Raw genomic sequence first — 22,146 nt, 5'->3', positions numbered from 1 at the left:
TTGCGCAGATAGCGCCCTTTGCAAAGTCTGGCACGTTTCCGGACAGCGGGCCTTCGTGCCTTGCGCGGCAAACTCGGGCTTCGAGCCCAATGCGACTGATGCTGCAGCATGAACAAATGCTCGCTTTTCGTACTCAATGGCCTATTGGGTCACTTAGTCCAATGCGCACACTTCCTCTTCAATCAATGCAATAACAGACGCAATGCGCGCAAATTTGCCCCTGCCACGCCTAAACGTCAGCCAAAGGTCATGGTGATGCTTGAAGGGTAAATCTACGATGGAGACGTCACCGCGCCGTGCGAATGCATCGACGCCCGATCTTGGCAATATTGTAAATCCCAGCCCTTCCGCGACAGGTATCAGGATCTGCCCGATTTGGTTGACGGAAGTTCGCGTTTTCAGGTGATCCGAACCCTGATAATCCTTGACGAAATTTCGCCCGAGAAGCTCATCTGCATATTCATGCCCGTCGGGATGCGTAACAAATCCCAGATGGTTCAAGCTGGCCAGGTCAATCTCTTGAGACTGCATGAAGCTCGGAACAACCAAGCAAAGTTCCTCGCGCATGATCATCTTTGCCTCAAGCTGCGGGTGTTGGGGCTGGCCGGTCAGAATACCCAAATCCAGATCTCCGCGAATAAGACTGCGTATCACGTTTCCCTGCGGCGCAGCAGTCAGATGGAGCGCAAGATCAGGGGCCAATCGCAGACGCTCCAGAAGATGTGGATAGAGCCACATGGCAAAGCTGCCCGAGCATCCGATCCTGACCTCGCCCACGTCAGGGTCATCGCGCTGCATCACTTCCTTGAGGTCACGTTCTTGTTGGCGACGGGCCAGCCCCACTTTGAAAAGGGCCTCTCCGGCAGGGGTCGGCGTGAAGGACTTCCCATCCTGCACGATCAAGGGCTTGCCGACTTGCGCCTCCAATTTGCGAAGATGTTGCGACACGCCGGGTTGCGTCATCCCCAACGCGTCAGCCGACCGTGTGAAATGGCCAATCTCACAAAGCGTCGTAAAGGTATTCAGCCAAGTTGCATTCAGCACGTACATTACGCTCCATTATCTAAAATATACATATTGATAATTTCAGTAAGTGTCACGGTGGGCGTATCTACAAGGCAACGTCAACGAAAGGATACGCTATGACACCGACACCACGCACGTTCTCTCACATTGGCCTGTCTGTACCGGATCTGGACAAGGCCGTTGCATTCTACCGCGATGTTCTGGGGTTCTACGTGATCATGGAGCCGACGCATATCACCGAAGACGACAGCGACATCGGTCAAATGTGCAGTGATGTCTTTGGTGAAGGCTGGGGAAAAATCCGCATCGCACACCTCGCAACGGCCGACCGCATCGGGTTTGAGTTGTTCGAGTTTGAAGGCCATCGCGCACCGGACAACAACCTAGACTACCGGCAACACGGGACATTCCACTTCGCCATTCAGGACCCGAATCTCGAAGACCTCCTAGCCAAGATTGTTGCCGCAGGCGGCAAACAGCGCATGCCGGTCAGAGAGTATTTTCCCGATGAAAAGCCCTATCGCATGGTCTACGTCGAGGACCCATTCGGGATCGTATTCGAACTCTACAGCCACAGCTATGAACTGACCTATTCGGGCGGCGCCTACACCTGACCTAAAGCTTCTGCCTGCAAACCGGACCTTCAGAAAATAGCCTGGAAGGTTCGGTTTGCCCCGAAGCTGTGTGAATACCCCGGCTGGTCAGCGACAACTATCGAAAGCGGTCGTTATCTACAAACTCTGGCGCGGCTGGAAGATGTCCTGGTCGTTCTGCAAAAATGAATTCAACGCAAGAGACCGCAGCAATCAATTCTCTAAGCGCCTCTTCGTATGGCGCCTATTGGCTGTACCGCAGCGTAATTGCCGCAATCAGGGTGGACCGGGATTTCACATTTGCGGCACCTTTCAGTGGAGATGCGAGACGGCACTAGACGACCGGTCTATTTTGATGCAATATGTCGCATGCAATCTCGTACCGATTCCACCAAAGAACACATTCTCGGCACTGGCAGGTGCCTCGTTGCACAACGGGGATTTGCGGGCTTGGGGTTGAACGAGCTGTTAAAAAACGCGTCGGTGCCCAAGGGGTCGTTTTACCATTATTTCTCTTCGAAAGAAGATTTTGGCAGCCAGTTGCTTGAGCAATACCTGACGCAATACCTGCTCCGGCTTGACGAGATACTAAGCGTCGATGGCCCCGATGCGCGTGCGCGGTTGATGCATTACTGGTCCCTTTGGATCAGCACGCAAACATCGGGAGATGCCTGCGCACAATGTCTGATCGTGAAGATTGGCGCAGAGATATCTGACGTCTCGGATGAAATGCGGTCCATACTTGAGAGGGGAACTCGCCAGATTGGTGCTCGCCTTTCTCAAGCGATTGTCGATGGGCAGGCGGACCACTCAATATCCCATACCGTACAGCCGGATCGCCTTGGCCCGGCGCTGTACGAAATGTGGTTGGGCGCGAGCCTGATGGCGAAGCTGTCACGTACACGCGACCCGTTTCTGAATGCCATGGAAACAACCGAACTTTTGTTGCCTCCGCCTTCTCGAAACCCAAAGGAAAAATCTTGAAAATCTTATACAAAACCAGTGCCACAGCGACTGGTGGGCGTTCCGGCGTCAGCAAACTTGATGACGGTAGCTTTCAGGTCAACACAGTGCCACCGGGCAGCAAGACAGAAGGCGTGAACCCCGAGCAGCTTTTTGCGCTAGGATACAGCGCGTGTTTTGACAATGCGATGCTGAGGGTGGCGCAGCGCATGAAATTGGTGCCAAGCGCGTGTTCGACAACAATTGAAGTTGGCTTAGCGCAACTCGAAAGCGGTGGCTTTGGGCTTGATGTCGATCTCTATGCAAACATCGTCGGCCTGTCTGAAACAGAGGCACAATCTCTCCTGTCCGCCGCGCATAAGGTTTGTCCCTACTCCAACGCCTTGCAGGGCAACGTCGATGTCCGCCTGCATCTCAACCATTCATCCTGAAAAGAGACTTCAATGACACAAGCTACCGACACAAACCGCCGGATCGTACTTGCCCAACGTCCAGTTGGCGCGCCAAATGCCGATACACTGCGTCTTGAGACATCAGACGTGCCGGTCCCCGCTGAGGGTGAAATGCTGCTGCGGACCGAGTATCTGTCGCTTGATCCCTACATGCGTGGCCGGATGAACGATACCAAATCCTATGCCGAGCCTGTGAAGATCGGTGAAGTAATGACCGGTCAGGTCGTAGCAGAGGTCGTCGCTTCCAATATCGAAAAATATCAGCCGGGTGATTACGTCCTGGCTGGTAGCGGGTGGCAGGATTATGCGATCTCGGACGGGTCAATGGTCGTAAACCTCGGCAAGAACCCGCAAAATCCTTCCTGGTCCTTGGGTATTTTGGGAATGCCGGGATACACGGCCTATGCGGGTTTGTTGAAAATAGGTGAACCGAAACCCGGCGAGACTGTCGTGGTCGCTGCAGCTTCCGGCCCGGTTGGCGCCACTGTTGGCCAGATAGCAAAGATCAAGGGGTGCCGTGTGGTGGGCGTCGCAGGTGGCGCGGAAAAATGCGCCCACGTCGTCGATAACCTCGGCTTTGATGCATGTATTGATCACAGAGCCGACGACTTTGCCCGGCAACTGGCGGCAGCATGTCCCGACGGCATTGATGTCTATTTTGAGAATGTCGGCGGCAAGGTCCTATATGGTGTTCTGCCTTTGCTTAATCCGTTTGCCCGCATGCCGGTCTGCGGTGTGGCCGCCTGGTACAATCTTTCCGGCCTGCCGGAAGGGCCCGATATGGCACCCGCCATCATGGGGGCAATTCTGCGTATGAAAGTGAAGGTACAGGGCTTTATCATTTTCGACAGTTTCGGCCCCGAGACCTACAAGGAATTCGTTGATGACATGACGGATTGGCTGAAAGAGGGCAAAGTTCAATACAAAGAACAGGTTGTTCAAGGGCTCGAAAATGCGCCCTCTGGGCTCAACGATCTCTTGGTCGGAAAGAGCTTCGGCAAGATGGTCGTCAAGGTTGGCCCGACCTGATCGTTGGGTGGGTTTCTGCGCTGAACTACCTGTCGGCAAGGTACCACATTTGGAATTCATACTTGGTTAGGGGCATGTATATGGCTGTCTTGAATGGTGAAGCAATTTGTACCCGAGACGATCTGGTGCAATTTGAAACTGAAATGACGCTTGATCAACGCCTGCCAGAACGCAGTATTCTGGATGTGTTCATTGCCAGCGCCGCGCAGCATCCAACCTCCACCGCGATCACCATGCTGATGACCGGTGCCGTGGACGAACAGCCGCGCCGCATTGATTACAGCCAGATGTTGGGCATGATCCGCAGCGCCGCCAACTTGTTTTCCTCGCTGGGCGGTCCCGCGCCGGGCGTCGCGTATATGCTGCCCTCTCTCATCGAAACCTACGTGACGTTGTGGGGCGCTGAAACAGCGGGCTACGCGGTTCCGATCAACTTTCTGCTGCAACCCGAAAGCATTGCCGAATTGATCAAGGCGTCGGGTGCCAAGATCCTTGTGGCGCTTGGTCCGCACCCGCAGCTGGATATCTGGGAAAAGGCGCTGGAATTGCGCGAGCAGATCCCCGGCCTGATTCTTGTGCGTGTCTCGCCCCCCGGAACTCCGCCCGAAGAAGGGTCGGTTGATTTCGGTTCGGCCATGGCTGAACAGCCGGCGGACCACCTGATTTTTGGCGAGCCGCGCAGTGGTGATGACATCGCGGCATATTTTCACACCGGCGGAACGACGGGTGTTCCGAAACTTGTCGCGCACACCCATCGCAGTCAGCTCGTGTCGGCATTTGGTGGTGCCGTCATGTGCGGATACAGGACAGGCGATGTCATGACAGCAACGCTGCCGCTGTTTCACGTGGCCGGCACCATCGTCGCCGGGCTCAGCGCGTTTATGGCGGGGGTCGAGCTTGTCGTGATGTCCCCCGGCGGCCTGCGTAACCCGGCAATCGTCGAAGGATTTTGGCGTCTGGTCGCGCAGCACAAGGCGACTGTGGTCGGCGGGGTTCCAACGGCAATCAGCGCGGTATTGCAGGTGCCCGTCGGGGACAATGATATCAGCGCCGTGCGGACCGGTCTGACCGGCGCAGCATTGTTGCCGCCCGCAGTTGGAGCACGTTTTAAGGAGGTGACGGGGCAGCATCTGCATGAAATCCTTGGAATGACCGAGTCGTCCGGACTGGTCAGCATTGACCCGTTGTCGGGCCCCGGTGCGGTCGGGTCTGTTGGATGGCCCTTGCCCTACACCCAGGTCGATATCCTACGCCTGAACAAAGACGGAAGCTTGGGCGGCCCCTGCGAAACCAATGAGATCGGCGTCATAACAATCAAGGGGGAACACGTTTCACCTGGGTATCGCGACCCAGCCCACAACGCCGGGGTGTTTGATGATGGACGGCTAAACTCTGGCGATCTCGGTTACAAAGACGAACAAGGGCGCATCTACGTTGCTGGTCGCGCGAAAGACCTCATCATCCGCAGCGGTCACAATATTGACCCGGCGATGATTGAAAATGCCATGACCACGCACCCGGCGGTCAAACTGGCTGCGGCGGTTGGAATGCCCGATGCCTATGCCGGAGAACTACCAGTATGTTTTGTCGAATTGCTTCCGGGTGCCGACGTGAGCATCGAAGACCTGCACCAGCATGCCCAGAGTTCAATCGACGAACGCCCTGCGTGGCCGAAACATATCATATCCGTTGACGCGATTCCCTTGACGACAGTCGGCAAGATCTACAAACCAAGCCTACGCTGTGACGCCGCCAAAACTAGGATCACGGATTTGGTGCAGAGTGAGTTGGGACTGGCCAATTCAAGTGTTGATGTCGTCGCTGGTGGCAGCCGTGGCATGCGCGTCACCGTGACCCTTTCCGAAAACGATCGTTCATCCATTGGGAAAGTGGAGGCAGCGTTGGCAGCCTTTCTGTTCGAGACATCGGTGCAAGTGAGCTAGAACAGAACCGCATTATTTGCTCCCCCGGCGTGTTTCGGATTGCGTGCAGGAACCAAATAACCGTTCTCGAAACGCACAAGGGGCGCGTTGCTTGCTCAACCTTTCTCACTTCGGCGTCAAAGCGGCCACTCAGCAAAGGACCCTGAATGGCTGGAAAGTCCAAATCTTACCCCTTCGCAACCCGCGTGGCGAAGGTCAGCTATCGTAAATTCGCGCCAAGGGCCTTGGGTCCGCTTCGGGCTGAGAACGGTCGTTAGACGCTGAACGCACGAATGGCAGCAATGGGCCGAAAAAGACCGCACTAACTTCAGAACTGAACCAGACCTTGGGCGCACTATAAAAAATGCTGCCGTGTTGTCCGGCAAAGCGGCCCTTCGTACCGGGCGCTGCATTATTGGAAAACGGCTTGATCGCAGCGCATATCATTGGCAGCTTGTGCCGGTTGGCGTTCTATTTCGGGAATGTCGGACATAGCGAGGATCCGCGTGCCACTTTTGCCCGCAATTTTGGATATTTGCCAATGAACGCCGCTCCAGCCCGCCCGTGGCTGGTGCTGGCGGGACTGGCATTGGGCGTGACCGTGACAAACGGGTTTGCACGGTTTGCCTACGGTCTGATGCTTCCCGCGATGAAGTCCGAGATGGAGTGGAACTTCGCGCAGGCCGGATGGCTGAACACGGCCAACGCGCTTGGCTATATTGCCGGGGCGATCCTGACCATGCTTCTGGTCCGGCGCATCTCGCCCACTCGCCTGTTTGCCTTTGGGCTGATCACCACCACGCTGGCGCTTCTCGCTACCGGGCTTAACGCCGCGATGTGGTGGCAGACGTTGTGGCGCATCTTGGCAGGCATCTTCGGCGCGATGTCCTTTTCCACTGCGGGGGCGCTCACCGCCGGACTGTTTCGTGACGATCCGCGCCGGAATGCGCTGGCGATTGCGATCCTGTTTGGCTCTGGCGGGGGCTTGGGAATCGTGTTGTCTGGGGCTGCATTGCCGCTGATGATTGACGTATATGGTCCCAGCGCATGGCCGATCGGCTGGATCGCCATCGGCATCGTCAGCTTGTCTTTCTTGCCTTTGGGGCTTTGGGCCGCCTTGCAACTGCGCCCGCCAGTGCAATCCCGGGCCGAAGCCGCCCGGTTGCCGCTGCGCCGTATGCTACCGGAAATGGCTGGCTATGCCGGGTTCGGGATGGGCTATATCGTCTACCTGACTTTCCTATCAGCATGGATGACCGAACAGGCCGCGGGCGCAGGATTTATCGCACTGGTTTGGGTCATCCTTGGCCTGTGTATCTGTCTTTCACCGCTGGTCTGGCGCCCGATTCTGGCGCGCTATGCGTCCGGCTTGCCGCTGGCGCTGATCCTGACCGGCATCGCCATTGGATCAGCCTTGCCCGTGGTGTTGCCCAATGGCGCCGCGCTGTTGGTTTCGGCGGTTGTGTTCGGTCTGTCAGTGTTCATGGCGCCGGGGGCTGTCACCAACTTTACCCGCCAGAACCTTCCCCCCGAAAGCTGGGCGCGAGCAATCAGCCTGTTCACGGTGGTCTTTGCCGTGGCGCAAACCCTTGGGCCCTACGGGGCCGGATTGGTCGGGGACTTGTTTGGCAATATAGGTGTCAGCCTTGTTGCTGCCGCCGGTTTATTGCTGGTTGGCGCAGTCATCGCTTTGCGGCAAAAACCGCTTTGAGTTGGTGAGACGATTAGTGCAACGATACTGGGTGACCGCTTTTTTTGAGCAGGCCGAATGAGCTGAAGCATCAGAGAATAACGCTGCGCCCCACCTTTTTGACCACGAGGGCTTTCGGCCTGGACTTGTAGAAGATGCCGTTTTGACCAACATTGCCATCCGACCTTAGTGCACTGTGTTGCACGGCAACTTTAAAAGGACCCAACTGCATGAGCCATCTTTTCCAACCGTTCCAGATGGGATCGTTGACGCTGGAGAACCGTCTTCTCGTGGCTCCAATGTGCCAGTATTCGGCCCGGGATGGCGATGCCCAGGACTGGCACTTGATGCATGTGGGTCAATTGGCGATGTCCGGGGCTGGCGCGCTGATCCTCGAAGCGACAGCGGTATCGCCGGAAGGGCGGATCAGCCCCAGCGACCTGGGGCTTTACTCGGATTCCAATCAGCACGCGCTCGGCCGAATCCTGGATTCCGTGCGGCAGCATTCGGATATGCCGATCACGATCCAGCTGTCCCATGCGGGGCGCAAGGCGTCCAGCCGCGCCCCTTGGGACGGTGGGGGACAGATCGCACCGGATGCGCTGGACGGCTGGAAATCGGTTGCGCCTTCTGCCGTTCCTCACGCCGAGGGCGAAGACCTGCCCCTCGCGCTTGACCGCGAAGGGATGCTGCAAGTCCGGGAAGACTTCGTGCGCGCTGCGGAGCGGGCGGTTTCGGTCGGGTTGCAGGGAATCGAGGTGCACATGGCACATGGCTATCTGCTGCATCAATTCCTGTCGCCGCTGTCGAACCATCGAACGGATCACTACGGCGGTAGCCTGGAAAACAGGATGAGGTTCCCGCTCGAAGTTTTCGATGCGGTTCGGAACGCGGTGCCTGATCATGTGCCGGTCTGGGCTCGGGTATCGGCGACGGACTGGGTGCCGGACGGGTGGGACATCGACGGGACGATCGCGCTGGGCAAGGCATTGAAGGCGCGCGGAGCGGCGGCGATCCATGTCAGTTCCGGGGGCGTGTCGCCGCTGCAGCGGATTGAAATCGGGCCGGGATATCAGGTGCCCTTCGCCGCGCGCCTGAGGGCCGAGGCCGGGATCCCCACCATCGCCGTGGGCCTGATCACCGAACCCGAACAGGCCGAGGCGATTATCGCCGCAGGCGATGCCGATGCGGTCGCGCTGGCACGCGGGCTTCTGTACAATCCACGCTGGCCCTGGCACGCGGCCGCCGCTCTCGGCGCCCAGGTTTCGGTGCCGAAACAGTACTGGAGGTCGCAACCGGCCGTGTTCAAGGACCTGTTCAAGGGCGCGAGAACCGGGCAGCGCTGATATTCGATTTCCCATCCGACCGGATGGCCGTACGAGATTCCCGCGGCCATACCGGCAACTCGTGTGCGGGATGTGGCAGACGCGGAATGCGCAGTGCTTCGTCGCAATCCTCTTTCTGTGTTGTCCGCAGCAGCCTTCTTCACATTCGATGATCTTGCGCCGGTGGTGACGCCGGGCGGCGACTGCCGCCCGCGGTATCCCTTTGACGGATCGAAAACTTGGAAATCTGTTGACGAAACAAAACTCAATCCCCACAGTGTCGGACAAACGGACTATAATACAATAAGATGATAAACATCAGGCGACGGTAACGTCGTTGTCCGTTCATGGCCGTCGGCGGGATGCGGGAGGGGCTTGCATCCCGGCCATCGGCTGAAAAGGGAGGAAAAAATGAAGCAAACCATACGGACAATTTGTGCCACGCTTGCGCTGGCCACCGGGCTTTCCGCTCCGGCGATGGCGCAGGACGACACCTTTAAGATCGGGGTGATCACGTTCCTTTCGGGACAGGCCGCAGAAAGCTTCGGCGTGCCCGCGTGGAATGGGGGGCAGTTGCTGATCGACATGCTGAACGAAGGCGGCAAGCTGCCTGCGCCCTACGACAAGCCCGGCTTCGGCGGGATGAAGATCGAAGCCATCGTCGTCGACGAGGCGGGCGGCGCCACCAAGCAGGTGCAGGAATTCCGCAATCTCGTGCAGCGCGAACAGGTCGATGCCGTTGTCGGCTATGTTTCGTCGTCTGACTGTCTGGCAGTGCCGCCGGTCGCGGATGAACTGAAGGCCTTCACGATCCTCTACGACTGCGGCACGCCTCGCGTCTTCGAGGATAACAGCTTTGAGTACGTCTTCCGCACCGCGGCCCATGCCACGATGGACAATGTCGGACTTGCCCGCTACCTGAAATCGCGCGGTTTCGAAGTGGACAGCTTCGCCGGTCTCAACCAGGACTACGCCTGGGGGCAGGACAGCTGGGCTGACTTCACCGGGGCGATGGCGCAACTTTATTCCGATGCCACGGTGAAAACGGCGCTGTTCCCGAAATTCGGCGCCGGGCAGTACGGCACCGAAATTTCCGCGCTGCTGCGCGAAAAACCGGCGCTGATCCATTCCTCGAACTGGGGCGGCGACCTGCAGTCCTTCCTGCTGCAGGCGACCGCGCGCGGGCTGCATAAGCGCACGCAGCTGGCGCTGAGCGCCGGCGACCACGTCATCCCGCAGCTTCAGGACAAGATGCCGGACGGCATCGTTCTGGGCGCGCGCGGCGTGAACGGGCTGCTGGCCAAGGCACGTGGCGGCGATCTGCAGCCGCTGACCGACACGCTGTGGGATTCCTATATGGAACGCTACGGCGTGATTCCGGTGCAGGCGCCGTTCCGCATGTGGCAGGGTCTACTGGGTCTGAAGATGGCCGTGGAAAAGGCGATGGACGACAACGGCGGCAAGAAACCCACCGACGAGGAACTGGCCGCTGCGATGAAGGGGCTGAGCTGGGATGCGCCTTCCGGGCGGATCGAAATGGCGCTTGGCGGCGGCCATCAGGCGATCCAGCCTACCGCGATCGGGGTCACCAAGTGGAACAACGAGACCAAGATGATGGAGCTTGTCGACATCGAATATTTCGATGCACGCTGCGTGAACCCGCCTGAAGGCATGAAGTCGCAGGACTGGCTGGCACAGGGTTTCCCCGGCGCCCAGTGCGACTGACCTGAACCGCGCGCCCGCCGTCGCAATTGCGACACGGCGGGCGCGTCCGTCCTCACATAAAAACCGGGACCGTCCCAAATGGACCTTTTTGCCACGATCTTTGTCGATGGGCTGATCTATGCCGCCTGGCTGTTCATCGTTTCCGTCGGCCTGACGCTTGTTTTCGGCGTGCTCAATATCCTCAACATCGCGCATGGCAGCCTTTATGCCATCGGCGCCTATACCTCGGCCTCAATGGTCGGCGCCTATTTCGGGGTTGGCGGGGATGCCTTCCCATGGGGCAGCTATGTTGCCCTGATCGCCGCTGCGATACTCGTCGCGCTTGTGATGGGGCCGCTGTTGGAACGCGGACTGCTGCGATTTTTCTACGGCCGGGACGAGGTGCTGAATGTGCTGGTGACTTATGCGGTCTTCCTCATCCTCGAGGACGCGATGAAGCTGATCTGGGGCGTGAATCCCTATTACGTCTATGAACCCTACACGCTGCTTGGCGATGTCGAGCTCGGGTCCCTGTTCTATGTCGGCTACGATTTCGCGGTGATCGCCATCGCCATCGTCGTCGGGCTGGCCGTCTGGATGTCGCTCAACCGCACCCGGACCGGCAAGGTGGTGTTGGCGGTGATCCACGACCCCGAGATGAGCCGAACGATGGGCGTGAACGTACCCCGCATCTATCTGGGCGCCTTCGTCGCCGGGGCCTTCCTGGCCGCGCTTGGCGGGGCAGTGACGGCGCCGATGATCTCGGTGCAGCCGGGTCTTGGCGTCAACGTCATCATCGTGGCCTTTGCCGTGGTTATTATCGGGGGGCTCGGATCGATCCCGGGCGCGGCGATCGGCGCGCTGATGGTGGGGATCAGCCGGGCGGCTTCAGTCCACCTTCTGCCCGAGGCGGAACTGTTCATCATCTATTTCGTGATGGCCATCGTGCTGATGTTCCGGCCCGAGGGCCTGTTCGCGAAAACCCAAGCGAGGAAGATTTGATGCTGGGAATGAACCACCTATTGGCTGTGGCGGGCACGTTTGCGGTGATGGCCGCCGGGGCGGTCATCCTGCCCGACTGGGCGATGTTCCTGATCGTGATGGCGCTTGCCAAGGGCCTCGTCTGCCTCGGCATCGTCGGCATGATGCGCGGCGGCCTGGTGTCCTTCGGGCAAGGGCTCTACTACTGCGCCGGGGCCTATACGGCGACGCTGTTCGCCAACAGTTTCGGGATCACCGACATCTTCCTACTTTGCATCGTCAGCGCCGTGGTCTGCCTGGCGATCGGGGGCCTGTTCGGGCCGCTGCTGGCAGGCTATCGCGGCATATTCTTCGCGATGCTGTCGCTTGCGCTTTCGATGGTGCTTTACGGGTCGCTGTCGAAACTGTCGGTGATCGGCGGGACGGACGGGCTCAACATCGCCGCGCCGACCTTCCTTGGCTGGGAACCCGAGGGACGGGCGCTGCAAAGCGGACTCTATCTTTTCGTTTCGGCGCTGGTGGTGGCCGCGGGCGCCGTCATGTGGCGTTATTTCCACAGCGAACAGGGTCTCATCGCGCTGGCCGCGCGCGACAACGAATTGCGGGTGGAATACCTCGGTGCCTCGGTTCGCAAGGCGATGACGCTCAATTATGTCTTCGGCGCGGTGCTCGGCGGGCTGGGCGGCACCATCGCTGCGTTGGCCCTGGGCCATGTCGATCCGGAATTCGCCTTCTGGACAACTTCGGGCGAATTCGTCTTCGTGGCGATCCTCGCGGGCTACCTGTCGGTTCCGGCGGTCTTCGTCGCGGCAATCATCCTTGAACTCGTGCGATCCTTCTCGAACCTCTATTTCCCGAACACCTGGCAACTGGCGCTCGGGGTCTTCCTGCTGGCCGTCATCGTGGCGCTGCCGGGTGGGCTGGGGTCGCTGGTCGATCGCCGCCGCAAGCGGGAGGGCGCGCAATGAGTCAGGCAATTCTCGACGTGAGGGATGTCCAGAAACGCTTTGGCGCGGTCACCGCGGCGCAGGACATCACCGTGCAGGTGCCTGCCGGGGCGGTCTATTCCCTGATCGGAACTAACGGCGCGGGCAAGACCACCTTCGTCAACATGGTCACCGGTTATCTGAAACCCAATTCCGGCAGCATCTCGTTTCTTGGCCGCGACATCACCGGGTTGTCGCCGCGCAAGATCACCCAGCTTGGAATTCACCGCTCCTTCCAGATTGCGCAGCTTTGCAACGATCTGACGGTGGAGGAAAACATGCTGGTCGCCACGACGATCCATGGTAGCCGATCGCCATCGCTTCTGCGGCCGGCGCATTCGGCTGAGGCGCGCGACAAGGTGCTGGAGACGCTGGAACGCTTCGGCATCGCCGATCACCGCAACCGCCTGATCCCCGAACTTTCCGGCGGGGTGAAGAAGCTTCTCGACATCGCGATGGCCATGGCGGGCGACACAAGGATCATGCTGCTGGACGAACCGACCTCGGGCGTGGCCGCGGACGAAAAATTCCCGATCATGGACCTGGTGATCGATGCGTTGAAAGCAGAAGGCGTGACCATCATTTTCGTCGAACACGACATGGATATCGTCACGCGCTATTCCGAACGGGTGCTGGCCTTCTACGACGGGCGCATCATCGCCAACGATGCCCCCGACGAGGTGCTGACGGACCCGGATGTGCAAAAATACGTGACGGGGGTGACGGCATGAGCCTGAAACTCGAAAATGTCGAAGTGTCGATCCAGGCCGCGCCGATCCTGCGCGGCGTCACGCTGGAACTGAACACCGGCGAACGCGCGGGGCTGATCGGTCGCAACGGCGCGGGGAAAACCACCATCATGCGCACGATCACCGGGCTGGCGTCCATGTCGGGCGGCAAGGTGATTTGGAACGGGCAGGACATCTCGGCGATGCCCGCGCGCGACCGTGCCCGACTTGGTTTCGGATACATGCCCGAAGACCGTCGGCTGGTGCCCGAATTGACGGTGGAGGAAAACATGCTGCTGCCAGCCTGGGTGAATGCCGAGATCGACGGCAAGGCCGGGCTGGATTTCGTCTATGGGCTGATGCCGGAACTGACGGACATGGCGGGCCGCAAGGCGCTTTTGCTTTCGGGGGGGCAACAGAAGCTGGTGGCGCTTGGCCGCGCCCTGATCGCGGGGCGCAGGCTGCTGCTTCTCGATGAACCGTTCGAGGGCGTTGCCCCGGCTCTTGCCAAGCGGATTTCCGAGGTGATCGCCTCACTGAAAGGTGAAGGGCTATCGGTTCTCATCGCTCAGTCGGAACTCAGCCATTCCTCGGAACTGCTGGAATGCGAACACCTGATCGAACGCGGCGAAATTACCCGTAGGAACCAGATCGCACCCGAACTGGAAAAGGGGTAGAACGACGCAATACGAAGGCGGATAGGCTGCGGAAAACGAAAACTCATGGCGCTCGAACCCAAGACCCTGCGTGTCAAACACGCGTATGAACAGGTATCCTCGGAAATCGAGGCGCAGATCCTTGCTGGTGGCTTGAAACCCGGTGACAGGTTGCCGTCGGAACAGGAAATGGCGACGATGTTCAGCGTGAACCGCTCGACAGTGCGCGAAGGGATCCGGCGGCTTGAAAGCGACGGCTTCGTGCAGCGCGTGTCGCCCCGCAAACTCGAGGTCTGCCTGCCCCGCATGAACGAACTTGCCTCCCGGCAGAGCCGGGCCCTGCGGATGCTGGAAGTAAGCTTCGAGGAGTTGTGGAGCGTGGCCATCGCCACCGAACCCCTCGCCGCCGAACAGGCCGCCTTGCATGCCAGGAAGGCGGATATCGCAGCTCTCGAAAAGGTCCAGCGCGCGCTTGAAGCCGCCACCGGAAGCGGCCGCGACACCGTTCGTCTGGATACCGAGTTCCATTCTCTCGTCGCGGCGGCGAGCCAGAACCGCGTTTTGCAGATGTGCCGCGAACCGATCGGCCATCTTCTCTATGCCGGGATGGAGCGGCTCGTCGACCGGCTGCCGCAAGCGACCGGGCGGCAGCTCGTCGCGCATCAGCGGATCATTGACGCGATCCGCGACGGCGATGCCCCCACCGCGCGCGACTGGATGCACAAGCATATCGAGGACTTCCGCCGCGGTTTCGTTCTTGCCGGACTGCCGTTGGACAAACCCATAGCCGCACATTTCGCAAAGCCCAAAGGGTGATGCCCGAACTTCCGAAGGAGACAGAACAGATGGATTTCGACTACAGCGCCAACACCCGCGATATGATGGAACGGCTCGAAACCTTCATGGCACAGCACGTATTGCCCGCGAACCAGGAATTCCACGAAACCGTGGCGCGCGGCGAATATCCTCTGGATCTTCTGAACAAACTGAAGGCCAAGGCGTTCGAGGCGGGGCTGTGGAACCTGTTCCTGCCCGATCTGGAAGAAGATGAACCCGGCACCCGGCTGAGCAACTTGGAATACGCGCCGCTGGCGGAAATCATGGGCCGCGTTTACTGGAGTTCGGAAGTTTTCAACTGTTCCGCCCCGGATACGGGCAACATGGAAATCCTCAAGAAATTCGGCACGCCGGAACAGAAGAAGCGCTGGCTCGAACCCCTGATGATGGGGGAAATCCGCTCGATCGTAGGGCTGACCGAACCCGATGTGTCGTCCTCAGACCTCACGAACCTTTCCACAACCATCAAGCGGGACGGAGATCATTACGTGATCAACGGGCGCAAGTGGTTCTCGACCGGCGCCAAGCACCCGAACGCGCAACTCGCCATCGTGTTCGGCGTTTCGGATGGCAGTCCCGACGCGGACCGTCACAGCAAGCACAGCTTCATCCTTGTGCCGATGGATACGCCCGGCGTCGAGGTGGTCCGCGACGTGCCGATCATGCATCACCATGCCCATGAAGGGCATTGCGAAGTGGTCTATCGAAACGTCCGCGTACCGGTCGAAAACATCCTCAGCAACGAAGGCGACGGGTTCATGCTTGCGCAGGCGCGGCTTGGACCGGGGCGGATTCATCACTGCATGCGCACGATCGGCCAATGCGAACTGGCGCTCGAGATGATGTGCGACCGGGCTCTCGAACGGCAGACCTTCGGCCGCCCCCTGGCCGACCGCGCCAATATCCAGGACTGGATCGCGCAATCCCGCTTCGAAATCGACCAGGCGCGACTGCTGATGCTACGCGCCGCGTGGCGGATGGACAACGAAGGCGCCCGCGCCGCCCGCGTCGACGTGTCGGCGATCAAGGTGGTGGCGGCACGGTTGCAGACCACCGTTCTCGACCGCGCCATGCAGGTGTTCGGCGCGGCGGGTATCACGCCGGACACGCCGCTCAGCTATCTGTGGACATGGGGCCGGGCGCTGCGTTTCATCGACGGGCCGGACGAGGTCCACATGATGGTCGTCGCCCGGGACGAATTGAAAAAGGCCCGCGAGGCGCGCGGCCGCAACCTGCAACACTACGTTCGGCCGCATTGAGGAGCATGCCGGAATGACCGTGACTAATTATAGTTGGAGCGCCCCGCTGCGCCGTGAACGCCATTTCGGCAACCGGGTCGTCGATTGCTATCCCGAGCGTCCGGCGAACGTGTTCGCCATGCTTTCCGAAGCGGTTGCCCATCACCCCGATCGCACCGCGCTTGTCTGCGCGGGCCGGCGGTTGAGCTACCGTGCGCTGTCCGACGAGGTTGCGCGCGTTGCGTCCAGCCTTGCCGCGCGCGGCCTAGGACAGGGCGACCGCATCGCACTGCTGCTTGGCAACGGCATTCCTTTCGTGGTGCTTGTCTATGCCGCGGCGCAGGTTGGCGCAGTAACCGTGCCTCTCAGCGTCCGCGACCAGCGGCCCGGTATCCGGCACGCGCTGGTCAATTCGGGGGCCAAGGCGGTGGTCACGGAGGAGGAATTCACTTCGCTCATCCCCGATGCTGGCGATGCGCCCGGGCTCGCGGTCCGGATCTCGGTCGGTGGCGCCCCGGGATTCGAGGAGTATGAGGCGCTTTTTGCCGCCCCTCCCCTGACCCGGACAGCCGAAACCGGCGAGGAAGACGCCGCTTCGATCCTCTATACCTCTGGCACGACCGGCGTGCCGAAGGGGGCGATCCTGACCGGGCTCGGGATCGTTCATTCGGCGACGAACTTCGTCACCATGATGGATCTCGGGCCGGACGATTGCAGCATCATGGTTGTGCCGATGAACCACGTCACCGGGCTGGTCGCGGGCATCCACACGGTCGTGCGCGCGGCCGGGACGCTCGTCGTGATGCGGGAATTCTCGGTCCAGCCCTTCCTAGAAACCGCCGCGCGTGAAGCCATGACCTTCAGCGTGATGGTACCGGCGATGTATAACCTGTGCCTGCACCGGGCGACGCTGTCGGATTACGACCTAGCGGCCTGGCGCATCGGCGGCTATGGCGGCGCGCCGATGCCCGCGGCCACGATCGAACGCATGGCGGACGCTTTGCCTGGGCTTGGCCTGATGAACGTCTATGGCGCAACCGAACTGACCTCGCCGGCAACGGCGATGCCCGTCGCGGAAACCGCGCGGCGGCGGCTGTCGGTCGGACTGCCGGTGCCGGGCGCCGAAATCTGCGTGATGGATGAAACCGGACGGGAAGTGCCGGCGGGCACCTCCGGGGAATTGTGGATCAGGGGCGCGATGACCGTGCCGGGATACTGGAACAATCCCGAAGCCACGGAACACGAATTCGTGGCCGGGTTCTGGAAATCCGGAGATGTCGGATCGGTCGACGAAGACGGCTTCGTCTATGTTCACGACCGTAAGAAGGACCTGGTCAACCGGGGCGGGCACAAGGTGTTTTCGTCCGAGGTCGAAAGCGTGCTCACCGCCTATCCCGGCGTGTTCGAAGCTGCAGTGGTCGCCAAGCCTTGCCCGATCCTTGGCGAACGGGTCCACGCGGTTCTGTCCATTGCGGAGGACGGAATCGATGAAGACAGGCTGCGCCAGCATTGCGCTGGAAATCTCGCGGATTACAAATGTCCTGAAAGCTTCTCATTGCAGGAAACGCCGCTGCCGCGGAACGCGAACGGCAAGATCATGAAGCGTCAGATTAGGGAAGCGCTTGGCTTCACCTGAACGCAGACGGTGATCAGCCGATTTAAACCGGTTCGCGAAGGAAAAGTGTAAATCTGATGCGAATCCGGAAAGTGGCTTTTTAAACATACGTGCCGAATGAAGGGTTTGTCCGCGTAACGGACGTTCGAGCGATCCGCAGCGAAACTCTCCTTCCCGCCCTCCATTACAAAGCATTGGCGCTCGCAGAAAACTGCTGCTTCCTGCCTGAAATCCATGTATGACCTAGACGCCCAGCCTTCTGCTGGATGTCCGGTTTGGGTTGCCTAAACGCAAATATGAGCTTTGCAGGGCCAATGTATGGTTAATGTCGGCTGTCTGTCATGCTGTGGTATTAAATGTGGTATTTTCTGCGGTTGCTTGAAAAAATATTAATAATTTTAATGCCTTGTGTCAAATATACTAAGGACTTATTCTCCGCCATTTCACCTGCACCCAATCCGTCAAAACCGGCTTTCCGAGAGAGAAACTGGCCTATCCAGCTTCTGCTGCAGAGCGTTGCTGCTGCAATGGGAAGCTTAGGATGCCGCTTTGCCTTTGGTCCGGGGCGAATGCCGTTTGCCGTTCGGCATCTGTGATCCCCTTTTCGCCGAAGATCGGCAGACAGCAACTCGTCGCTCGCGTCATTGTCCGATTCCCGGGGGATGGCTCAGGTTTTACGCCGGCATTGCTGTGAAAGACCGGGCGCCAAATCCGGAAAATGCGGCGGGGTTCGGTTATCGTCAGCGCAGGATCGGCACGCCGCCGGGACCTTGTATTTTCTCTACCACGGCCGCGCGCAGGCTGCGGCCTATCTTGTGGGCCAGCGCCGACCAGGCTTCGGCCTGCTCGGGGCGCAGTTCCTCGCGCAGGGTCAGGTCGAACAGTGCCAGCCAGGGATCGAACATGCCGGGGCGGACATTGCCGGCGTCGCGGTGCACCTGCACCGGATTGCCGTCATAGCCGCGTTCGTGCAGGATCGAATTGGCCCAGAAGGCGACGATCTTCCGCTCGTGCGCGGGCCAGTCGGTCACATGCGCTGCGAAGACCGGCCCGAGGCCGGGATGCTGGCGCACCAGTTCGTAAAAGCTTTTCACGACCCGCTCGATCTCATCGCGGGTCACGTCGAAACGCGGGGGAAGGGCGGTCATCGTCGACTCTCCGGAATTTGTGCCGAACCTACCGCATCGCGGCAGTTGGGCGAAAGGGCCAAAGCGCCGCGCTTCCGCCACTGGACGCTGCCCGCGCGCGGGCCTATAACGCGGGGCATGAGGCATCGCATGGCCATCATTATTCGAATTACAAGCCCGGCGCTCTGATTTGAGACGAGCCGCCGGGACAAGGCGTATGGGAACCCGCGCCGCCCTGAACCCAGACAGACGAATATTTTCTGAAGGACGCCCGAAATGTGCGCCGATACCCCGCAAACCGCTGACTACAAAGATACCCTGAACCTGCCGCAGACGGATTTCCCGATGCGCGCGGGCCTGCCCAAGCGCGAACCCGGCTGGCTGGCCCGGTGGAACGAGATCGGCGTTTACGACTGCCTGCGCGACAAGGCCAAGGACGGTTCGCGCCAGCCCTTCACCCTGCATGACGGCCCGCCCTACGCCAACGGCCACTTGCATATCGGTCACGCGCTGAACAAGACGATCAAGGACATGATCGTGCGCAGCCACCAGATGATGGGCTTTGACGCGCGTTACGTGCCGGGCTGGGATTGTCACGGGCTGCCGATCGAATGGAAGATCGAGGAACAGTACCGCGCCAAGGGCAAGAACAAGGACGAGGTGAACGTGGTGGATTTCCGCCGCGAATGCCGCGCCTTTGCCGATGAATGGGTCGATATCCAGCGCGAGGAATTCAAGCGGCTGGGCATCACCGGCAACTGGGCCGATCCCTACTTGACGATGGATTACCATGCCGAGGCGGTGATTTCCGACGAGTTCATGAAATTCCTGATGAACGGCACGCTCTATCAGGGGTCGAAGCCCGTGATGTGGTCGCCGGTGGAAAAGACCGCGCTGGCCGAGGCCGAGATCGAGTATCACGATCACAAGTCGCACACGATCTGGGTGCCGTTCGGAATCGTCAAGGCCGGGGAAGCGATTGTTGGCGATTGGTCCGCTGATGTGGTCGGTGAATCAGCGGCGGGGAAATCGGCAAACACTGGTCCTCTGGCAGGTGCGAAAGTCGTAATTTGGACCACGACTCCCTGGACGATCCCGTCGAACAAGGCCGTCGCCTATAACCCCAAGATCGCTTACGGGCTCTATCGAGTAGACGCGACGCAGGAAGAAAGCTGGACCAAGCAGGGTGATCTTTACCTCTTCGCGGATACGCTGGCTGAAGATGCGCTGACCAAGTCGCGCGTCACGGAATTCACTCGTGTCCGTAGCGTGGACCCGGCTGAATTTGAAGGCGTTGTCTGTGCCCATCCCTTCGCGGGGATCGACGGCGCCGACGGATTCTGGGATTACGACGTGCCGATGATCGACGGCGATCACGTCACCGACGATGCCGGCACCGGTTTCGTGCACACCGCGCCGAGCCACGGCGCCGACGACTATGAATGTTTCGTCAAGCGCAACTGGATCGACCGGATGACCCACAACGTCGGCGAGGAAAGCGAATTCTTGCCGCATGTGCCGTTCTTTGCCGGGCTCAAGGTGTTCAACCACAAGGGCAAGGAAGACAAGGCCAACGCCGCCGTGATCGACAAGCTGGTCGAGGTTGGCGGCATCATCGCGCGTGGCCGGATCACCCACTCCTACCCGCACTCGTGGCGCTCCAAGGCGCCGGTGATCTTCCGCAACACGCCGCAATGGTTCGCCGCCGTCGACAAGGAAGTCGGCGACGGGCAGGACGCCTATGGCAGGACGATCCGCGAACGGGCACTGAATTCCATCGACCAGCTGGTGAAATGGACGCCGCAGACCGGGCGCAACCGGCTGTATTCGATGATCGAAAGCCGCCCCGACTGGGTGCTGAGCCGTCAGCGCGCCTGGGGCGTGCCGCTGACCTGCTTCACCAAGAAGGGGGCGCTGCCTACCGATCCCGATTTCCTGCTGCGCGACGAGGCGGTGAACAAGCGCATCTTTGATGCGTTCGAAGCCGAGGGCGCGGATTGCTGGTACGAAGAGGGCGCCAAGGAACGGTTCCTCGGCAACGATTACAACGCCGAGGACTGGGATCAGGTGTTCGACGTTCTGGACGTGTGGTTCGACAGCGGGTCGACCCATGCCTTCGTGCTGCGCGACCGCGAGGACGGGACCGAAGACGGGATCGCCGACGTTTACATGGAAGGCACCGACCAGCACCGCGGCTGGTTCCATTCATCGCTGCTGCAGGCTTGCGGCACGATGGGGCGTGCGCCCTATCGCAACGTGGTGACCCACGGCTTCACGCTGGACGAGAAGGGCAACAAGATGTCCAAATCTCTCGGCAACACGATCGTGCCGGAAAAAGTGGTGCAGCAATACGGCGCCGACATCCTGCGGCTTTGGGTGGCGCAGACCGATTACACCGCCGACCAGCGGATCGGGCCGGAGATCCTGAAAGGGGTCGCCGACAGCTATCGCCGGCTGCGCAACACGCTGCGCTTCATGCTGGGATCGCTGAGCGGGTTTACCGAGGCCGACCGCGTCGATCCCGCCGACATGCCGGAACTGGAACAATGGGTGCTGCACCGCTTGGCGGAGCTGGATCACAAGGTCCGTTCGGGCTACCAGTCGTTCGATTTCCAGGGCGTGTTCTCGGCCGTGTTCAATTTCGCCACGGTGGACCTGTCGGCGTTCTACTTCGACATCCGCAAGGACGCGCTGTATTGCGACGGCGACACCGCCCGCCGCCGTGCCGCGCGGACCGTTCTGGATATCCTGTTCCACCGGCTGACCACCTGGCTGGCACCGATCCTGGTCTTCACCATGGAAGAGGTGTGGCTGGAACGGTTCCCGGGCGATGACAGTTCGGTCCATCTGGTCGACATCCCGGAAACGCCTGCCGATTGGCTCAATGAACCGCTGGCGGCGAAATGGGCGCGGGTGCGTCAGGCCCGCCGCGTGGTCACCGCCGCGTTGGAGGTGCAGCGCACCGACAAGGTGATTGGTGCCTCGCTGGAAGCGGCGCCGGTTGTACATGTCCGCGATGCCGACATGCTGGCGGCGCTGAAATCGGTGAGCTTCGACGATATCTGCATCACCTCCGATATCCTGCTGACCGGCGATCCGCTGCCGGCCGAGGCGTTCCGCCTGCCGGAGATCGAGGGCGTCGGCGTGGTGTTCGAAAAAGCCGAAGGCGAAAAGTGTCAGCGCTGCTGGAAAATCCTGCCCGATGTGGGAACCCACAGCCATCCCGGCACCTGTAAACGGTGCGACGAGGCGCTGAGCTGAACGTGAGAGATGG

General features: G+C 60.1%; 18 protein-coding genes. 16 read left to right on the top strand and 2 right to left on the bottom strand.

Going from position 1 to position 22,146, the window contains the following annotated elements; genetic code table 11:
• Nucleotides 1–153: 153 nt before the first annotated feature.
• Nucleotides 154–1,044, bottom strand: a complete 891-nt coding sequence (locus tag IT775_RS16410) for a LysR family transcriptional regulator (protein ID WP_212702344.1) — start codon at nt 1,042–1,044, stop codon at nt 154–156.
• A 98-nt stretch (nt 1,045–1,142) separates the two neighbouring features.
• Here IT775_RS16410 and IT775_RS16405 point away from each other — a divergent pair, with 98 nt between their 5' ends.
• From IT775_RS16405 to IT775_RS16335, 15 genes are all read left to right on the top strand, one after another.
• Nucleotides 1,143–1,640, top strand: a complete 498-nt coding sequence (locus IT775_RS16405; RefSeq protein ID WP_212702307.1) for a lactoylglutathione lyase family protein — start codon at nt 1,143–1,145, stop codon at nt 1,638–1,640.
• A 348-nt stretch (nt 1,641–1,988) separates the two neighbouring features.
• Nucleotides 1,989–2,603, top strand: coding sequence for a TetR/AcrR family transcriptional regulator (locus IT775_RS16400; protein ID WP_212702306.1), 615 nt, complete (start codon nt 1,989–1,991; stop codon nt 2,601–2,603).
• Complete coding sequence (locus tag IT775_RS16395; protein ID WP_212702305.1) at nt 2,600–3,013, top strand: organic hydroperoxide resistance protein; 414 nt, start codon at nt 2,600–2,602, stop codon at nt 3,011–3,013. The genes IT775_RS16400 and IT775_RS16395 overlap by 4 nt, the downstream gene beginning before the upstream one ends.
• Before the next feature lie 12 nt (nt 3,014–3,025).
• Nucleotides 3,026–4,063 carry an NADP-dependent oxidoreductase gene (locus IT775_RS16390; protein WP_212702304.1) on the top strand — a complete coding sequence of 346 codons (1,038 nt, stop codon included), beginning with the start codon at nt 3,026–3,028 and terminating at the stop codon, nt 4,061–4,063.
• An 80-nt stretch (nt 4,064–4,143) separates the two neighbouring features.
• Nucleotides 4,144–6,006 carry an AMP-binding protein gene (locus IT775_RS16385; protein ID WP_212702303.1) on the top strand — a complete coding sequence of 621 codons (1,863 nt, stop codon included), beginning with the start codon at nt 4,144–4,146 and terminating at the stop codon, nt 6,004–6,006.
• 520 nt (nt 6,007–6,526) lie between these two features.
• The gene (locus IT775_RS16380) at nt 6,527–7,696 is read left to right on the top strand and encodes a YbfB/YjiJ family MFS transporter (RefSeq protein WP_212702302.1); all 1,170 of its coding nucleotides are present in this window, start codon (nt 6,527–6,529) and stop codon (nt 7,694–7,696) included.
• Between the two features lie 209 nt (nt 7,697–7,905).
• Nucleotides 7,906–9,021, top strand: a complete 1,116-nt coding sequence (locus IT775_RS16375) for an NADH:flavin oxidoreductase/NADH oxidase (protein WP_212702301.1) — start codon at nt 7,906–7,908, stop codon at nt 9,019–9,021.
• Between the two features lie 390 nt (nt 9,022–9,411).
• Nucleotides 9,412–10,725, top strand: coding sequence for an ABC transporter substrate-binding protein (locus IT775_RS16370; RefSeq protein WP_212702300.1), 1,314 nt, complete (start codon nt 9,412–9,414; stop codon nt 10,723–10,725).
• 78 nt (nt 10,726–10,803) lie between these two features.
• Complete coding sequence (locus IT775_RS16365; protein ID WP_212702299.1) at nt 10,804–11,706, top strand: branched-chain amino acid ABC transporter permease; 903 nt, start codon at nt 10,804–10,806, stop codon at nt 11,704–11,706.
• Nucleotides 11,706–12,653, top strand: a complete 948-nt coding sequence (locus IT775_RS16360; protein ID WP_212702298.1) for a branched-chain amino acid ABC transporter permease — start codon at nt 11,706–11,708, stop codon at nt 12,651–12,653. Before IT775_RS16365 ends, IT775_RS16360 begins: the two co-directional genes overlap by 1 nt.
• The gene (locus IT775_RS16355; protein ID WP_212702297.1) at nt 12,650–13,402 is read left to right on the top strand and encodes an ABC transporter ATP-binding protein; all 753 of its coding nucleotides are present in this window, start codon (nt 12,650–12,652) and stop codon (nt 13,400–13,402) included. Before IT775_RS16360 ends, IT775_RS16355 begins: the two co-directional genes overlap by 4 nt.
• The gene (locus tag IT775_RS16350; protein WP_212702296.1) at nt 13,399–14,076 is read left to right on the top strand and encodes an ABC transporter ATP-binding protein; all 678 of its coding nucleotides are present in this window, start codon (nt 13,399–13,401) and stop codon (nt 14,074–14,076) included. The genes IT775_RS16355 and IT775_RS16350 overlap by 4 nt, the downstream gene beginning before the upstream one ends.
• A 45-nt stretch (nt 14,077–14,121) precedes the next feature.
• Nucleotides 14,122–14,871: a FadR/GntR family transcriptional regulator gene (locus IT775_RS16345; protein ID WP_212702295.1), complete on the top strand. Its 750-nt coding sequence runs from the start codon at nt 14,122–14,124 to the stop codon at nt 14,869–14,871.
• A 29-nt stretch (nt 14,872–14,900) separates the two neighbouring features.
• On the top strand, nt 14,901–16,151 hold the full coding sequence (locus tag IT775_RS16340; RefSeq protein WP_212702294.1) for an acyl-CoA dehydrogenase family protein: 1,251 nt from the start codon (nt 14,901–14,903) through the stop codon (nt 16,149–16,151).
• A 13-nt stretch (nt 16,152–16,164) separates the two neighbouring features.
• A complete protein-coding gene (locus tag IT775_RS16335; RefSeq protein WP_212702293.1) occupies nt 16,165–17,766 on the top strand; it encodes a class I adenylate-forming enzyme family protein in 1,602 nt (533 codons plus the stop codon).
• Nucleotides 17,767–18,485: 719 nt separating this feature from the next.
• Here the strand turns inward: IT775_RS16335 and IT775_RS16330 are convergent.
• On the bottom strand, nt 18,486–18,893 hold the full coding sequence (locus IT775_RS16330) for a group III truncated hemoglobin (RefSeq protein ID WP_212702292.1): 408 nt from the start codon (nt 18,891–18,893) through the stop codon (nt 18,486–18,488).
• A 255-nt stretch (nt 18,894–19,148) separates the two neighbouring features.
• Between IT775_RS16330 and ileS the strand changes: the two genes are divergently transcribed.
• A complete protein-coding gene (gene ileS / locus IT775_RS16325) occupies nt 19,149–22,133 on the top strand; it encodes an isoleucine--tRNA ligase (RefSeq protein ID WP_212702291.1) in 2,985 nt (994 codons plus the stop codon).
• Nucleotides 22,134–22,146: the final 13 nt, after the last annotated feature.

Source organism: Thalassovita aquimarina, from assembly GCF_018219815.1.
Lineage (GTDB): Bacteria > Pseudomonadota > Alphaproteobacteria > Rhodobacterales > Rhodobacteraceae > Thalassobius > Thalassobius aquimarinus.
This window is presented reverse-complemented; position numbering and strand designations above follow the sequence as displayed.

Bases quoted from the DNA above. Each gene is read 5' to 3' on its own strand.
- IT775_RS16380 (WP_212702302.1), top strand. From the start codon at position 6,527: ATGAACGCCGCTCCAGCCCGCCCGTGGCTGGTGCTGGCGGGACTGGCA.
- IT775_RS16335 (WP_212702293.1), top strand. From the start codon at position 16,165: ATGACCGTGACTAATTATAGTTGGAGCGCCCCGCTGCGCCGTGAACGC.
- IT775_RS16360 (WP_212702298.1), top strand. From the start codon at position 11,706: ATGCTGGGAATGAACCACCTATTGGCTGTGGCGGGCACGTTTGCGGTG.
- IT775_RS16385 (WP_212702303.1), top strand. From the start codon at position 4,144: ATGGCTGTCTTGAATGGTGAAGCAATTTGTACCCGAGACGATCTGGTG.
- IT775_RS16365 (WP_212702299.1), top strand. From the start codon at position 10,804: ATGGACCTTTTTGCCACGATCTTTGTCGATGGGCTGATCTATGCCGCC.
- IT775_RS16345 (WP_212702295.1), top strand. From the start codon at position 14,122: ATGGCGCTCGAACCCAAGACCCTGCGTGTCAAACACGCGTATGAACAG.
- IT775_RS16400 (WP_212702306.1), top strand. From the start codon at position 1,989: ATGCAATCTCGTACCGATTCCACCAAAGAACACATTCTCGGCACTGGC.
- ileS (WP_212702291.1), top strand. From the start codon at position 19,149: ATGTGCGCCGATACCCCGCAAACCGCTGACTACAAAGATACCCTGAAC.
- IT775_RS16405 (WP_212702307.1), top strand. From the start codon at position 1,143: ATGACACCGACACCACGCACGTTCTCTCACATTGGCCTGTCTGTACCG.
- IT775_RS16355 (WP_212702297.1), top strand. From the start codon at position 12,650: ATGAGTCAGGCAATTCTCGACGTGAGGGATGTCCAGAAACGCTTTGGC.
- IT775_RS16375 (WP_212702301.1), top strand. From the start codon at position 7,906: ATGAGCCATCTTTTCCAACCGTTCCAGATGGGATCGTTGACGCTGGAG.
- IT775_RS16330 (WP_212702292.1), bottom strand. From the start codon at position 18,893: ATGACCGCCCTTCCCCCGCGTTTCGACGTGACCCGCGATGAGATCGAG.
- IT775_RS16370 (WP_212702300.1), top strand. From the start codon at position 9,412: ATGAAGCAAACCATACGGACAATTTGTGCCACGCTTGCGCTGGCCACC.
- IT775_RS16390 (WP_212702304.1), top strand. From the start codon at position 3,026: ATGACACAAGCTACCGACACAAACCGCCGGATCGTACTTGCCCAACGT.
- IT775_RS16350 (WP_212702296.1), top strand. From the start codon at position 13,399: ATGAGCCTGAAACTCGAAAATGTCGAAGTGTCGATCCAGGCCGCGCCG.
- IT775_RS16340 (WP_212702294.1), top strand. From the start codon at position 14,901: ATGGATTTCGACTACAGCGCCAACACCCGCGATATGATGGAACGGCTC.